General features: G+C 62.7%; 15 protein-coding genes. 5 read left to right on the top strand and 10 right to left on the bottom strand.

What is annotated here, in order from left to right:
* Window positions 1-9 precede the first annotated feature (9 nt).
* The 3 genes from ACH9L7_RS03410 to ACH9L7_RS03420 all read right to left on the bottom strand — a co-directional run bounded on the left by ACH9L7_RS03410 (window position 10) and on the right by ACH9L7_RS03420 (window position 3,068).
* Complete coding sequence (locus tag ACH9L7_RS03410) at window positions 10-1,368, bottom strand: transcriptional initiation protein Tat (RefSeq protein WP_396612339.1); 1,359 nt, start codon at window positions 1,366-1,368, stop codon at window positions 10-12.
* A 69-nt stretch (window positions 1,369-1,437) separates the two neighbouring features.
* Window positions 1,438-2,418 (bottom strand): flap endonuclease-1, encoded by a 981-nt coding sequence (gene fen, locus ACH9L7_RS03415; protein WP_396612340.1) that lies wholly within the window; start codon window positions 2,416-2,418, stop codon window positions 1,438-1,440.
* A 41-nt stretch (window positions 2,419-2,459) separates the two neighbouring features.
* Window positions 2,460-3,068: a GNAT family N-acetyltransferase gene (locus ACH9L7_RS03420; protein ID WP_396612341.1), complete on the bottom strand. Its 609-nt coding sequence runs from the start codon at window positions 3,066-3,068 to the stop codon at window positions 2,460-2,462.
* 57 nt (window positions 3,069-3,125) lie between these two features.
* On the opposite strand from ACH9L7_RS03420, the gene ACH9L7_RS03425 reads away from it, so the two are divergent.
* Both ACH9L7_RS03425 and ACH9L7_RS03430 read left to right on the top strand, forming a co-directional pair.
* Window positions 3,126-3,707 carry a class I SAM-dependent methyltransferase gene (locus ACH9L7_RS03425; RefSeq protein ID WP_396612342.1) on the top strand — a complete coding sequence of 194 codons (582 nt, stop codon included), beginning with the start codon at window positions 3,126-3,128 and terminating at the stop codon, window positions 3,705-3,707.
* A 21-nt stretch (window positions 3,708-3,728) separates the two neighbouring features.
* Window positions 3,729-4,145, top strand: coding sequence for a DUF3054 domain-containing protein (locus ACH9L7_RS03430; protein ID WP_396612343.1), 417 nt, complete (start codon window positions 3,729-3,731; stop codon window positions 4,143-4,145).
* A 45-nt stretch (window positions 4,146-4,190) separates the two neighbouring features.
* On the opposite strand, the gene ACH9L7_RS03435 is transcribed toward ACH9L7_RS03430, so the two are convergent.
* Window positions 4,191-5,540, bottom strand: coding sequence for an MFS transporter (locus ACH9L7_RS03435; RefSeq protein WP_396612344.1), 1,350 nt, complete (start codon window positions 5,538-5,540; stop codon window positions 4,191-4,193).
* A 258-nt stretch (window positions 5,541-5,798) separates the two neighbouring features.
* On the opposite strand from ACH9L7_RS03435, the gene ACH9L7_RS03440 reads away from it, so the two are divergent.
* On the top strand, window positions 5,799-6,059 hold the full coding sequence (locus ACH9L7_RS03440; protein ID WP_396612345.1) for a hypothetical protein: 261 nt from the start codon (window positions 5,799-5,801) through the stop codon (window positions 6,057-6,059).
* 72 nt (window positions 6,060-6,131) lie between these two features.
* On the top strand, window positions 6,132-7,130 hold the full coding sequence (locus ACH9L7_RS03445) for an ornithine cyclodeaminase family protein (RefSeq protein ID WP_396612346.1): 999 nt from the start codon (window positions 6,132-6,134) through the stop codon (window positions 7,128-7,130).
* 72 nt (window positions 7,131-7,202) lie between these two features.
* On the opposite strand, the gene ACH9L7_RS03450 is transcribed toward ACH9L7_RS03445, so the two are convergent.
* From ACH9L7_RS03450 to rqcH, 6 genes are all read right to left on the bottom strand, one after another.
* Window positions 7,203-7,754 carry a hypothetical protein gene (locus ACH9L7_RS03450; protein WP_396612347.1) on the bottom strand — a complete coding sequence of 184 codons (552 nt, stop codon included), beginning with the start codon at window positions 7,752-7,754 and terminating at the stop codon, window positions 7,203-7,205.
* A gap of 263 nt (window positions 7,755-8,017) precedes the next feature.
* A complete protein-coding gene (locus ACH9L7_RS03455) occupies window positions 8,018-8,455 on the bottom strand; it encodes a hypothetical protein (protein WP_396612348.1) in 438 nt (145 codons plus the stop codon).
* A 67-nt stretch (window positions 8,456-8,522) separates the two neighbouring features.
* Window positions 8,523-9,593 (bottom strand): mRNA surveillance protein pelota, encoded by a 1,071-nt coding sequence (locus tag ACH9L7_RS03460; RefSeq protein WP_396612349.1) that lies wholly within the window; start codon window positions 9,591-9,593, stop codon window positions 8,523-8,525.
* 121 nt (window positions 9,594-9,714) lie between these two features.
* Complete coding sequence (locus tag ACH9L7_RS03465; protein WP_396612350.1) at window positions 9,715-10,404, bottom strand: DUF4013 domain-containing protein; 690 nt, start codon at window positions 10,402-10,404, stop codon at window positions 9,715-9,717.
* Between the two features lie 66 nt (window positions 10,405-10,470).
* A complete protein-coding gene (locus ACH9L7_RS03470) occupies window positions 10,471-11,181 on the bottom strand; it encodes a DUF4013 domain-containing protein (protein ID WP_396612351.1) in 711 nt (236 codons plus the stop codon).
* 195 nt (window positions 11,182-11,376) lie between these two features.
* The gene (gene rqcH, locus ACH9L7_RS03475) at window positions 11,377-13,482 is read right to left on the bottom strand and encodes a ribosome rescue protein RqcH (protein WP_396612352.1); all 2,106 of its coding nucleotides are present in this window, start codon (window positions 13,480-13,482) and stop codon (window positions 11,377-11,379) included.
* 134 nt (window positions 13,483-13,616) lie between these two features.
* On the opposite strand from rqcH, the gene ACH9L7_RS03480 reads away from it, so the two are divergent.
* A complete protein-coding gene (locus tag ACH9L7_RS03480) occupies window positions 13,617-14,060 on the top strand; it encodes a GNAT family N-acetyltransferase (protein ID WP_396612353.1) in 444 nt (147 codons plus the stop codon).
* The last annotated feature ends 38 nt before the right edge of the window (window positions 14,061-14,098 follow it).

Genomic DNA, 14,098 nt, shown 5'->3' on the forward strand with positions numbered 1-14,098 from the left:
TTCCGTTTTTCAGCCCTGTTCGAGCGGTTCGACTACCGTACCGAGGTTCCGCATTATTCCCTCGCCGACGAGAGAGTACACCGACGATTTGACGCGGTCTCGCCAGGCGGGGCCATCACCGATTTCGAGACCCACGTCGCCACCGCGAATGAAGCTCGCAGCCTCGTTCGCGACGACACCCGCGAAGTTCGAATCGTACTCGTCTCTGGTCGTTCGGAACTGGCGCATCGCCCGGCGCTTCGCGCGGAACGACCGCCCGGAGTCGTAGTCGGTGTCACCCGGTTCCACGTCGAGTTCAGAGAGTGCGAAGTCGTGTGCACGTCGTTCGAGAAGGGCACGACCGGTATCGACGAGGCGAAGCGCGAGCAGGTCGTGGTCGGGACTGTTCTTGAACACGCGGAAATCGTTGTCGTAACAGAGGGTATGTAACTCCCATCTGGCGACACCGTAGGGGGTGTTCCCGTTGTCTTCGTCCTGAATCTGGACTCGCACCTCGCTGCGAGTCGGGTACTGCTCGATTTCGGCCAGGAAGTCGTCGAGGGCGTTTCGGATACTGCTCCGATGTGACGTGGGTTGGCTTCCGAGGTTCGACCGGTACTGGTCTTGGAAGTGTCGGGCGGTTCGAATGGACTGCTCCGCTTGGAGATGCGACCCCCACGTGCTTGCGATGTCGCGGGCGCTGTACTCCGACGCATCAACCGTACCACCCATGAAGATGCCGCCCTTATGCGATTCCAGCCGGGAGAACATGAGGCGTCGCTCGATTGCGGAGAGATATCCGAGGTCACGGCCCGCATCGGAGACGCGGTACTCGGAGATGGAGTCGGCGATGTCGTCGATCGTCTGTCGGAGTTTCCGGCCGCGTTCGACGACTGCTTCGGGGTCGACCTCATCGAGGACGACCTTCGCGGCACCGATTGATTCGCCCACGAACTGGAGTCCCGTTCTGGCGTGGTAGAGCCGGTCTCGGTTGTCATCGTCGTCTTTTGCGGCGTCGAGGTACCCGCCCGCCGGGTCGGAACGGAGGTAGTGTTCGAGGTCCTCGTCGACCGAGTCGAGGTCGATACGCGAGCGCAACTCGTTCGCCTGTTCGGCTGCATCCTCCAGCACTGCCGCCGCCTCGTCGACGTGGTCGTCACTGACGGGCGGCCGCCAGACGTAGTTACTCGATGGATCCGGGTACAGCGTGGTCAGCGTGTCCGTCACCGGGTCCGGAAGCCACGTGGGCGCGAACCAACCGATACCAGCGAGTGCTGCACCGCCGCCACCGAGGAGGCCGAGGAGTTGTCGGCGCGAAAGGAGGGATGGTTGGTCGTCGGTGGGGGAGGTGCTGTGGGAGGGAGTGGAGGGGGAGTCGTCGGGGGACATATGCCGGATTTCCAAACGGACCAGCCTAAACGTGTTGGGTCGTCGTTATTTTTGGAAACGATTCCAGAGTTACGTCCAGCGGTCCAGTCCCGTCTGGACGACAGAATCTTCGATGCGCTCGAATCCCCGCCGAACCTCGTCGGGGTCGACTTCCCACGTCTCGGTGACGTACTCGCGGGCCGCATCCACGTCGGGGTCGATGCCAGTGTCGTAGTCGTACTCGTCTGTGACCGGCGGGTCGAGGAAGAACTCGCGTACCCGGTCGGCGTTGGGGATGCTGTCGCCGCGGGCTTCGAGGACGGCCCAGAGGTCGCCGTGTTTCTTGACCTCCTTGACTGCCGTCTTCGGGCCGACGCCGGAGATTCCCTCGTTGAAGTCGGTGCCGCAGAGCATGGCGATGTCAACCAGTTGCTCCCACGTGATGTCGTGTTTCTCCAAGGTGGCGTCGAGGTCCATCAGTTCGGGATTCCCCTTGCTCGTGAGTTGACGGAGCGTGTACGGCGCGCCGAACAGGAGCGTGTCGTAGTCCTCGCTGCCGACGTAGTCGGCGTCACCCTTGCGGGCCATGTAGGACGCCTGTGCCTCTCCCTCGGCGGGTGCTTCGACCACCGGTACGTCGAGGAGACGAAGGAGTTCCCGACTCGTCTCCTGAATCGTGTCGGTGAGTCGCTGCGTGCGGGCTTCCATCCGGGCGGCCTCGACCGCATCACCGGCTTCGCGGGCTTCTTCGAGGCGTTCTTCGGCCTTCTCACGCTGTTCGCGGCGCTTTGCGACTTCGTCGTCTTTCATCTCCGTGACGCCGCCGTCGAAGACGAACACGGGCGTCAGGTCGTGTTCGAAGAACTTGGGGAGTCCTTGGACGATGCCGACGAGGTTCGCGACTTCCTCGCCCTCACTTGTGGTGTACTTCTCGGAATTCGTCCACTTGACCGTCGTCGTGAGATAGCGATACAGCCAGTTGTGCGCGTCCACGGCGACCACGCTCCCGGCCACCTCGTCGAAGGATACCTCGGAGAGGGCGGCGAGCGTTCGCAAGTCTGCGTTTCCCATTTGCTCGGCCTTCGGGGTCTAGGGGTTTGAATCGTGCGAGTTTACCGACTCCCCACAGCGGGTGGGTCAGTTCCCGCACGCGCCGCGAGGAACGATTCTTCGTCTTCGCTGAGATCGCGCTTGCGGTAGCGGTCGAGTCCCGACTGGTACTGTTCTCGTGAGACTGCGGCCGGTTCTTCGGCGGGGCGCTCCAACACGAGTTCGGCGAGACCAGTCTCGCGGCCGGTAAAGGCGAATCCGGCTTTGTGGCACGCCTCGTACGCGAAGGGATTGTTGGTCGCGATTCGAACCGTCTCGTAGCCTCGCTCCGCCGCTTCATCGGCGGTCTTCCGGAGTAACTCGGGGCCGAGTCCCTCCCCTCGTTGGTCGTGTCTGACTGTGACGTACCGGAACCAGAGGGTCGATGCGTCAGTCCGGTCTTCGTTGAACGCGACCGCCGCGACGATATCCTCGGCGAGCGGGCCGAGTGAGTCGGGACCGCCGGTGGGGGCAGGCCGGTCGTCGTCGAGGGGTGGAAGCGTCCCGTCTGGGTCGCAGATGACCGCCTTCCCCGTCTTCGGCGTAGTGAACTTCCCCGCGTAGGAGAATCGCCGATAGTCGAGGCGGAGGCGCGGACCGTCGTCGGGCCACCCGAGGATGGCGAAGTCCATACGAGTCGAGGGGGCGCGACGCGCAAGAACCTTGCCGACGGCGACCCAGAAGCGACCATGCACGGCCCCGGCGACACCCGCTTTTTCGACTGGTTCGCCCCGCTGTACGACCTCGTGATGCCGTCTGCCGAGGCAGGGCGGCTCGCTACCGCACTCGACCGGGCGTCTCGACCAGTCGAACGCGTCGTCGACATCGGCGGTGGGTCGGGTCGCGCGACCCTCGCGCTCGACGTTCCGGAGCGGGTCGTCTTCGATTTGTCCGCGGGGATGCTCGCGCGGGCACGACGCCGCGGCCTCGACTGCGTTCGGGGCGATGCTCGCGCACTTCCCTTCGCCGACGACTCCGTAGACGCGGTGACTGTCGTCGATGCGTTTCACCACATGCCGGGCCAGCGCACCGTGGTCGAAGAGGTCTATCGCGTCCTCGCGCCCGGCGGGGTGTTTGCTGTTCGCGAGTTCAACCCCGAGACGATTCGGGGTCGCGGCCTCGTGCTCGCCGAGCGCGCCATCGGGTTCGGTTCGACCTTCGCGACGCCCCGTGACCTCACTGAACTCCTCGACGGTGCCGGGTTCGACGCCGACGTACTCGACACGGGATTCGAGTACACGGTCGTCGCGAAAAAGCGGGAGAGCCATTAGGGGGGCGACGTATCCTCGCGTATGGCAACCTCCACGTCCTTCCTGGAGGAGCGACTCGATGCCGGGGCGTTACCCCTCGCAGTGGGTGACGTACTCGCCATCTTCCTCCTCGTGACCGTCGGCGTGATTCAGCACAACGGTGTGTCGTACCTCTCGACCGACCCAGTCGGATGGGTCCTCACCGCCGTCCCGTTCATCATCGGGTGGGCGCTCATCGCCCCGATTCTGGGTGCGTACTCGCCGGGTGCCGCCGAATCGGCGAAGTCTGCCGTCCCGCTCGCGATTCGCTCGTGGGTCGTCGCCGCCGTTCTCGGTGCGGTGATTCGGTGGTCCCCGCTCTTCGAGGGCGGCGCAGACCCGATTTTCATCGGTGTGATGCTCGTCTTCGGAACGGTCGCCATCAGTCTCTGGCGCACCATCTACTTCCGCATCGTCTGAAAACCGTCCGAACAACTCGATTGTTGGCCGTCGTTTCCGCTGCATTCAGGCGGGCGTCGGCCGTTTCCGCAACAACGTCACGCCGAGGAGCGACGCGACTGCCGCGAACCCTGCGAGGACGAAAAACAGCGTCGGTGGGTCCGCAACGGCGAGGACGAACCCGGCGACAGCACCGCCGAGCGCCCCCACACCGAACACGCCGAGATAGGTAAAGCCGTACGAGAGGCCGCGAAGCCCCGCGGGCGTGTACTCCGCGACGGTCGCTTGATAGAACGGCTGGACGAGAAAGAGAAAAAAGCCGAGGAGCGCGCAGATTGCGAGCAATGGGCCGACGCCGAGGCTGGCGACGGGCAGGAAGGCAACGGCGACGAGTGCAAGCGCGCCGAATCCGACAACTAACCCGCGTTCTGTCGGAACGCGGTCGGTGAGCTTCCCGCCGACGTACTGGCCGACCACGCCGATGGTCAGGAGTCCGGCGTACACGTAGAGTTCAATATCCAGCGTCGGTGCGGCGGCGGCCGACCCCGGCACGAGCGCGGCCGGGAGCAGCGCCGAGATTGGGACCGGTTCGATGCCGATGACGCCGCCGATGAGGTCCGGCAGGAACGTCGTGACTCCGCGGTAGTAGAGTCCGGAGAACATCACCACGGCGAAGACGAGCGCAAACCCGCTGGCGAAAAGCGCCTTCGACTCCGAGAGGAATTCGCCAAGCGACGAGACGCCGGTCGAGGACTTGTCACCCGACGTTCCCGACCCGCCATCGGCCGCAGCGACGGCGGCCTGTTCTTCGAAGTCAGCGCGAGTGGCGAACACGGCAGCAGCGAGTGCCGGAAGTGCGAGGACGCCAGCGACGAGATGCCAGTCGAAAAAGAGCAACAGGAGCGCCGTGAGAAATGGTCCGAAGCCGATACCGAGGTTACCGGCGATACCGTGATAGGCGAATCCAGTTCCACGTTCTTCGACGCCGGTGCTGATGAGTCGAAGTCCTGCGGGGTGGTAGACGCTCGCCGCCGCACCCCAGAGTACGAGCGCGAGCGCGACGACAACGAGATTCGGTGCGGCCGCGAGGAGGACGAACGACCCGGACATGCCGACGAGACACGCCACGATGAGGCGTTTCGACCCCACGCGGTCGACGAGGACACCACCGGGAAGCGCCCCGAGACCGAACAGCGCGAATCCGAGGCCGACCATCACGCCGAGGGAGGCAGTCGTGACCGGAACCGCCGCAAGACCGAGTTCGATGGTAGTGTACTCGCGGAGCCAGATGGATACGAAGATGGGAATCGACAGTTCGTAGGTGTGGACCATCCCGTGAGCGAGCATCACCAGTGCGACGATTGCGCGGTCGTTGCGATTCACACGCGTTGGCACGGGTTCAACACGGTTAACCATGTGGAGTTGCGGCAGTTCGCGCGACGGCGTGGACGAGGGTGCGCGAGAGCACGAACTCGACGCACCAGTTGGATGTTCAGAACGGACTCACGACTGCCGTTCAGCATGCTTTGATATTCCTGAGGGTAATTCACCCCGGCGCTGTCTTGCGGTTATTTACTCATAAGTTATGAGAATGTGTTACCGAAGCCATGAGGTGAATATCAGTCATCTATGAGAAAGAACTATACCACTTACCTCCGTATATTAGTATATCTTATGACCGGATATTACGACTACATTCTTGGGCTCATCCCACTCGCGCTCGTAGGCATTACCGGCTCCCTCGTCGTGGTTGGCATGCAGTTGACCACGGCAGTGCCGATGGCAGCGGGTGTCGCAGCGTTGCTGACTGGTCACGCCCTCTTCGTGAATGGCCCATCGTCATCCACACCAGTCCGACGACGCAACGACCACGCAGGCCACACTGGTCACCCGAGTCGCGCAGATACCGGTCCCTCCGTTCTCGACGCAGACTAATTTCACACGCCGTGTTGACCGACCATCGGGTCGGCCCGCAGGGTTTTGGCCGCAGGCCACGTCTCGCCAAACATGACAGAGACATTGTTGCTCACGAGTGCCGACGTGAACGACCTCGCGACACCCGCCGAGTACGTCGATGCGGTCCGCGAGGGGTACCGGCAACGAGGTGAAGGCGCACCGGCCGAACCGCGGACGAAACTGCTCAACCGCGAGCCACCGGGAATGTTTACCACCTACGCGGCCGTCCTCCCCGAGACGGGCGCGATGGGCGGATACATGTACTCTGCCGGGTTCGGCGCGGAAGATGCGTGGTTCATGACGCCGCTTTTCGACGCCGACTCCGGCGAACCGCTCGCACTCCTCGACGGCGCGAGCATGAATCCGTTCAAGACAGGCGCTGCGGGTGGCGTCGGGGTCGATGCGCTCGCCCGCGAAGACGCCTCCTCGGTCGCAATTATCGGCAGCGGCGCGCAGGCCCGCGGCCAACTCCGGGCGGTCGCCACCGTCCGCGACCTCGACTCTGTCTGGGTCTACTCGCCGACGAAGGAGAGCCGCGAGGCGTTCGCTGGCGAGATGGACCGCCGTCTCGACGCGAGTGTCGCCGCCGTTGCCTCCAGCGCCGCGGCCGTCGAAGGCGCTGATATCGTCATCACGGCGACCACAGCGAGCGAACCAGTGTTCGACGGCGACCTACTCGACCCCGGCACGCACGTCACCGCGATGGGACAGTACCACCCCAACAAGCGCGAACTGGACGCGACGACCATCGAACGGGCGAAATACGTCCCCGACCTCCGCGAGCGCGCGACGATGGATGCAGGGTCGTTCCTCGCCGCCATGGACGCAGGTGTCGTCGACGAAGCCCACATCCACGCCGAACTCGGCGAAGTCGTCTCCGGGCGGGCCGCCGGGCGCGAAACCGACGAGGAGATTACCGTCTTCGACAGCGGCGGCACGGGTATCGAGACGGTCGCCGCCGCGTATCTGCTATACGAGAAAGCGGTCGACGAAGGACTCGGGACGGCTATCGAATTCTCACCGGCGAGCGAGTCGCTGACTGGGCAGTAACGGACCCAAGGCACTCAGTTCAGGGAAACGTATCGAAAACAAAAGTTCGCCGTACCGGAAGTCACGTCTTGGTTAGAACGTGTCCGGCCACGGGCGCGGGAAGTCCTCCGGCAGTTCGGTGTTTCCTGGTGCATCTGCGACACGCTCTGGAACGATTGGGCACAAGACCACGACCCCTGGCTTTGCGATAGTGACCAGCCCCGCATTCTCTGCGGCCAGAATGTCTTCGACATCGTCGAAGAGGGCTTCCGGGTAGTGGTCCGAGACGTACGCAGAGGCGACGATGTCATCGACTGTCACCCCTGTGGCAGTCTGAACGAGATTGACGTTCCAGTGGGGTGAGTAGCCGGAGTCGCCGGGGATGAACTCCACGACTTGCGCCTGCCACACGCGGTCTCCACCGATGAGGTAGATGTCGTTTTCTCCGCGTTCTGTGACTCCTTCTTCGACCCCGTGGGCGATGTAGTAGATTTCTTCTTCTTCGTACCATCCGTTTGCTACACTGACCCCGGCCGCTGCACTCCCGGCCGCGGAGACACCGAGTGCGAGTCCCCCTACGAGGAGTCCCGTTGTTCGGAGGAACCTGCGACGGTTCGGGGTAGCGTGTTGCTTCGGTTGTGTCATTGCCTTCTCCTAGCCAATCAACGAGGCAGACAGAGCGTCACTCCATCTCCTCATTGACTGGAGTGAAAGTTAACTGAGAGGTGTATTAGCGATTTTTCAATATTAGACTGAAATCTGTATCGAGTCTCTTCCAAATTCTCGCATGTGAGTGGCCATATCAATCATCTCTGGCTGAATTATCAAATATTTATTATATTTTCGTGACGCTCAAAGCAATAGTTTATATCCAGACACGTTTGGTAGAAGGGATACATCAGTTCGTCTCACACTGTGAATCGCGCGACCCGTTCGACAGCATCGACGACAGCAGGAAGGAGCGCCAGCAACCCGGTTGCGACGACGGCCGGAACGAGAATCCCTACCCAGAACGTCCCGAGGTGGACCTGTGCGGCCGCGCCGAGGAGCGAGGTTCCGCCGACGACGAGACTGTAGTATGCAGAGCGGACGGGAAGCGTCGAGAGGTGTCCGGGCCGCGGCCACGGCCCGGTCGAGACGTACTCGCCGCGGAAGGTACCCACGGCCGCGGCGCTCACCGCGAGCGCGGTCAGCCCGGACAGTGACACCGCACCGTGTGGTGTCGCGGCCAAGAGGAACCAGAGGGTCGGAATCACGAGGACCGACACCTCCCACGCGGCGAAGAACACCTGGTCGAGCCATCTATCGACCCGATTGACGGTCTTCGCGATGACGCTCCAAAGCACTCTAGAACCTTGGACGCCGCGGCCTAAACGGTTGCTCCGGCGAAAACCTGGCCGGGGAACGTTCGGGTTACTGGAGGCGGTACCGAAGAATCGCGGCGATGCCGCCGAGGTTCCTCAGTTGCTCGCCGGGTTGGAACTCGGCGGAGAAGACCGTCACCTCGCCACCTTTCTGCTCGACCGAATCGATGATGTCGTTCACGTCGATATCCCAGTCGCCTTCGCCCTGTCGCTCCGCGCGGAGGCGCGAGTCGAGAAGCAGCAGGTGTTCGATAGCCCCGAAGTCGGCCGCTTCGGCGACCTGGTCGACGCCGTACGCCGCTTTCGCACCCGTCGAGATGTTCTCCATCAACTCGTCGATGAGGTTGGCTTCCTCTGCGATTCGCGTCTGCTTCTGCACGTCGTCGACAGCGCCGCGTTTGAGTACTTCGTGGACGCCCCGGTCGCCGACGCCCGCAGTGTCGACGGTGGTGACGATGGTCTCTGCGACCTCGGAGTAATTGTTCTCGAAGTAGTCCATCGCGTCGTTCTTCGTAAAGCCCGGCCCTGCGAGGATAATCGCATCTACGTCGAGGTGTGAGAGGGCCGACCCGAGTTCGTCGAATAGCTCGGAGCGGGGGCGGGCGTATTCGCCCTTCCCGGTCGGTTTGGTGAGCGAGGCGTACTCCTCGGTGCCGTACTGGGCGACAGTGTGAATGTAGGCCGCGCCCTCTTCGACCGTTGCGATGGCCACGTCGGGGTTCTCGGCGGCTTCCTCGGCCGTCTCGATGCGGTCGATTTGGTCGGCCTTGAAATGCTTCTCGATGGTTATCTCGCCGCGTTCCTCGACGTTGAGCGTGTGGTGGTGGCCGAGTTGGTCCTCGCGGGAACACGAGACGATGACGCCGCCGACGCGGAGGCGGTTCGCGAAGCGTGCGAACTCGATGTCCTCGACTTCGATGGTCACGTGGATGTGTTCGCGCTCGCCGCCGGTGTCTCGCATCTGGTCGTCGGCGCGCTGGATTCGGCGGGTCGTGTCGCCGGAGACCAAATCGCCCGGTTCGAGGACGTACGAGAGGTGCCAGAGGTCGTCGACGTTCTCGGGGACGAGCGTGATTCGCTCGCGCCCCTCTTCGCCCCGACCGCGGCTCGAAATGCGCATATACGTCGCGTCGGCGCGGAACGGAAAAGAGTCCTGCTATCGCAGATTACCAGTTCGACCGGGTGCCGACGTTACCAGTTCGACTGGGTGCCGACGTTACCAGTTCGACCGGGTGCCGACGTTACCAGTTCGACTGGGTGCCGACACCGTCCGCGAACCCTCGCGCGAAGAGGTAGTAGGTCGTGACCTGCACGTAGAACATTACGAAGATACCGACGAGGATAATCGTGAGGAGGCTGCCGATAGTCCCGAGGACGACAGCGACGATGACGGCGAGCAGCCACGCGATGGCGTACTCGCCCGTGAGGGCACCGCTGAGAATCGTCCGAATGTCGAATCCAGCGCCGAGGGTACCGTTGATAGCGAAGTTCGCACTCGCTGCCGGAGCGAGATACCCGACGACGAGAGAAAGGCCGAAGACGAGCAGCATCCCGACCATTCCGAGGATGCCGAATCCGAGGCTTCCTGCTGTGCTCGGTGCTGCGCCGGGGGCAGACGCGGCCTGCGACACGAAGGTCGACCCGACACCCATGACGATGGAAAAAAGGAACATGGGGACGACGATGAGAAGCGACCAGCCGAACATCACGACGAGTAGCTTCAGGCCATCGACGAGCAATCCACCCCAGTCGGTGAACGAGGGCGCAGACTCGTCACCGCTGGCGGCCGCCTGCATGGCCCTGACGTAATACCCTTGCAGGATGAACGCGGGGATGATGAGAATTGAGAGGAGTGAGAGTACACCACCAATGATAGTCGTTGCGACCCAGTCGTCGCTTCGTTTTACGAAACCGAGTGCATCAGAGAGCATGACGACGTGGGGTCGTTCCGCTATCGGCTTAGATATTCCGCCGCGAAAGAAAGTCGGAACGGCGGTTTAGACGGCTGGTTGTTCGCCCGGCATGTCGCCTTCTTCCATCATCTCGACGTCGTGGAGTTCGCCCCACGTCGTGCCGATGATGTAGTAGGCGGCCACCGCGGCGTAGAACGTCACGAACGCGCCGACGACGAAGCCGAGAAGCGGGATGACGTTGAGAACGCCGACGAGGATAGACGACGCGAACAACACGGCGAAGGCCATGAGCCACGCCGTCGCGTACTTCCCGGACATCAGGATGGGTCGGAGCGTCCCGAAGTCGAAGGCCGCGCCGAGACGGTCGGTCTCGGCGTAGTTCGACAGCGCCGCCGGGATGATGTAAGCGGCGAGCAGACCGAGGACGAGCGCGAGCAGGAGACCGACGAGGGCGACGATGCCCCCGAAGATTCCTGCAGTCTGCGACCCGTTTCCTGCGACTGCGCCCATGATACCCGCGAAGCCGAAGACTCCGGCGATGATGGCGGGAATAAGCCCGTAGACGAACGCGATGACGAACCCTTTCAGGCCGTCTATCGTCATGTCACCCCAGTCGTCAAATACGGGCGGTTCTTCGTCTCCGTGCATCGTCGCACGAACGACCCGCAACAGGTATCCGATGACGATGAACGTCGGGACGATGAGGAAGCTCAACAGGCCGAGCACCCCGCCGATAAGGACTGTTTTGACCCAGTCCTCGTCGTTTCGGGGATAATTGATGGATTCTGAAAGCATCGGTATCACCAAGCGCCGCCTTCACCCGCCCGATACCGACTGCATGACCGGACTCGGCCGGCCGTTTTCGGTGGGCTATCGCACGCGCTCGGGAGAACCTTACGGCGAGAAAGTATATAATATTGTACCTGATTTCAACGAATAATTGACAGTTATGACGGAACGAGGGTGCGCTTTCGACAGCCAGCGCTATTCTCACTCGCTGACAATGTCGCTCCCACCGGGTGGCAGGAACTCCTGAATGAGGTCCGGTGACGCGACTTTCCTGACAAACGATGTGTCTGCGAAGTGTTCGCGGAGACGCCGGTAGCACAGCTTTGCGGCGTCATTTTGGGCGTACTGCCCCGGCTTGAGCGTGAGCGTTGTTTCCGCACGCGTCTCGATAGCCGACGGCGGGCCACCGATGACCCGCGTCTCGGGTTCGCACTGGATGCCGACGGCGACTTCGGCCGCAACGTCGTTGAAGTAGGTTCGGTCGCCGCGAATGACGAAACTCCCCTTTTCGATGTACTCGCCCGATTCGGGCGTCTTCGACACCTGCGAGGGTTCGACCATGTAGGCGTCGTCGGCGAAGCGGCCGTCTTTCCAGATAGAGGAGTACGAAACGGCGAACTGCGCGGCTTCCTGTAGCGACGACTCGGGGAAGTCGACCTCTTTTGCGGGTTCGCTCGGTCCCGTCGCCTTCAGGAGGGTGACCGGCCCCCCACGCGCCTGCGTGTGGAAGAACCGGTCGTGCTTGTCCATGTACTTCTTGACGAGCGCTTCGTTTTGGTCCGCGTTGCGCCCGCCGACGACGAGATAGCCGTCGGAGGTGTGGAACCAGCGGAACTGCTCGTACCAGTGGTCGGTCGATTTAACGGGGACCGACTGAAGCGAGAGCCACTCTATCTCTTCTTCTTCCTCGTCTTCCGCGTCGTCTTCGTCGTCGTCGGCTTCCCACTCGTCGCGGCGGCGTTTCACCGCCTCCAGTTCTTCGCGGGTGTCTTCGATGGCCGCGAGCGCGCCCTCTTTTTTCTCTTGAATGCGCTTGGCCTCGGTGTAGAGGCGGTCGGCGTTCTTCTCGACACCCATCGACACGTCGAGGGTGATAGTGGAGTCGTCGAGGTCGATGGTGACGGTTCCTTCCGCACCATCGACGTTCGTGACCGCCTCAGCGGCCGGAATGCCCTGTTCGGCCCCGGCTTCGAGTTTGTCAGCGATGTCGTCCCACGGGACGCCCTCCTCGCGCGCACTGCGAACCGTCGAGAGCACGTCGTCGACGAGATCGTAGTTCGCATAGAGGAGTTCGGCGCGCTCGCGTTCGGCGGCCGCCCGCTCGTCGAAGCCCTCGATGGCACCTTCTTGCTGTTCGATGATGCGCTCCTGTTTGGCGATTTGCGCCTCGAAGTCGGGGCGGTTCGACCCGACATCCGGTTGCTCGTCGGCGGTCAGGTCGAGGCGGAAGAAGTACTCGTCGAGTGCCTCGTTGAACGAGTCGTGGGCCTCCTCGTCGAGGCCCTCGTTTTGATGTTCGCGAAGTGGGAACGGCGTCACGTCCACGACGTTGTCGTCGTCGTCGAGGTAGACGCGCGGGTCGAACTCACCGGCGCGAACCTGTTCGCGGAGTTCGACGATGGCGTCGAAGACGGCGTCGTAGTCGTCTTCCGTCGCGTCGGCGATGTCGAGCGTCTTGTCCACACCCGCGCGGGTACACAGCTCTTCGGCGTAGAGGCCACCGAGGTTGAGTTGCGTGGCGAGCGTCCGAACGATGTCTGTATCGGACTGCTCCATGTTGCGGCCGAGCGCGTCGCGACTGACCGAAAGCGGGTCGAGTCGGGAGGCGGGATACTCGTACTGCGCGCCGGGGGCGACCGTCCGCGACTTGAGGCGAACTGTCTCAAGGCTGCGAACGACCTCGCCCGTCTCGTCGAGGACGGAGATGTTGCCCTGTCCGAACAGTTCGACGACGATTTTCGTGTTCTCGTCGCCGCGTTCGAACGTGAAGGTGAGAATGCGGTCGAAGTCGTACTGCTCGACGCCCGCGAAGTCGGCACCGCTGAGGCGGTTCCGCAGCATCATCGCGAAGTTCGGCGGTCGACCGGGTGCGTCGGGGACGTGCTCCTGTGCGGCGAGGTGGGCCCGCTTGATATCGCCCACCTCGACGAGGAGTTCGAGTCGCCCGCGGTCGAAGTCCCGCATCTTGAGGCGAAGCAGGTCGTCCCCGTAGAGGTATGCCTTGTCGACTTTCGCACCCTCGTACCGGTTCAGTTCGGTGACGAGGGCCGCGAGGTCGACGCTCGTGAGTTCCCGCTTCGGGTCCATGGACTGGCCTTTTCGCGGCGAAGGAAAAGGGATGTCGTTTCGGCAGGTCAAGACCACGGGTCGTCCGTGCTGTTCGACTAGGTCACTGGTGTTCCTCCGCAACGGTCAGGTAGCCGCCCGAAGAAGCACCGAGTATGACCGAAACGGAAGTTCGCGTCGTGACCACCGCCGACGAACGCGAGGATGTCTTCGCCGTCAGACAGACCGTGTTCGTCGACGAACAGGATGTGGACGAGTCGCTGGAGTGGGACGAGTACGACGAACCGGATTCGGATGCCGTCCACTTCGTCGGCTACCGAGACGGCGAGCCAGTCGGTGCGGCACGCCTCCGGGAATCAGAACCCGGCGTCGGAAAGGTCGAACGAGTCGCCGTCGTCAAATCGGCTCGCGGCGAAGGCTGGGGGCGGCGACTGATGGCCGCACTCGAAACCGAAGCTGAAAACCGCGGCTTCGAACGGCTCGTCCTCCACGGACAGACCTCTGCCGAGGGGTTCTACCACCGGCTCGATTACGAAACGACGAGCGACGTATTCGACGAAGCCGGAATCCCGCACGTGAAGATGCTGAAAGAACTCTGAACAGGTCACTTCGAAACACACCTTGATAAGGTAACACT

It is taken from the genome of Haloferax sp. S1W (assembly GCF_044593955.1).
Lineage (GTDB): Archaea > Halobacteriota > Halobacteria > Halobacteriales > Haloferacaceae > Haloferax.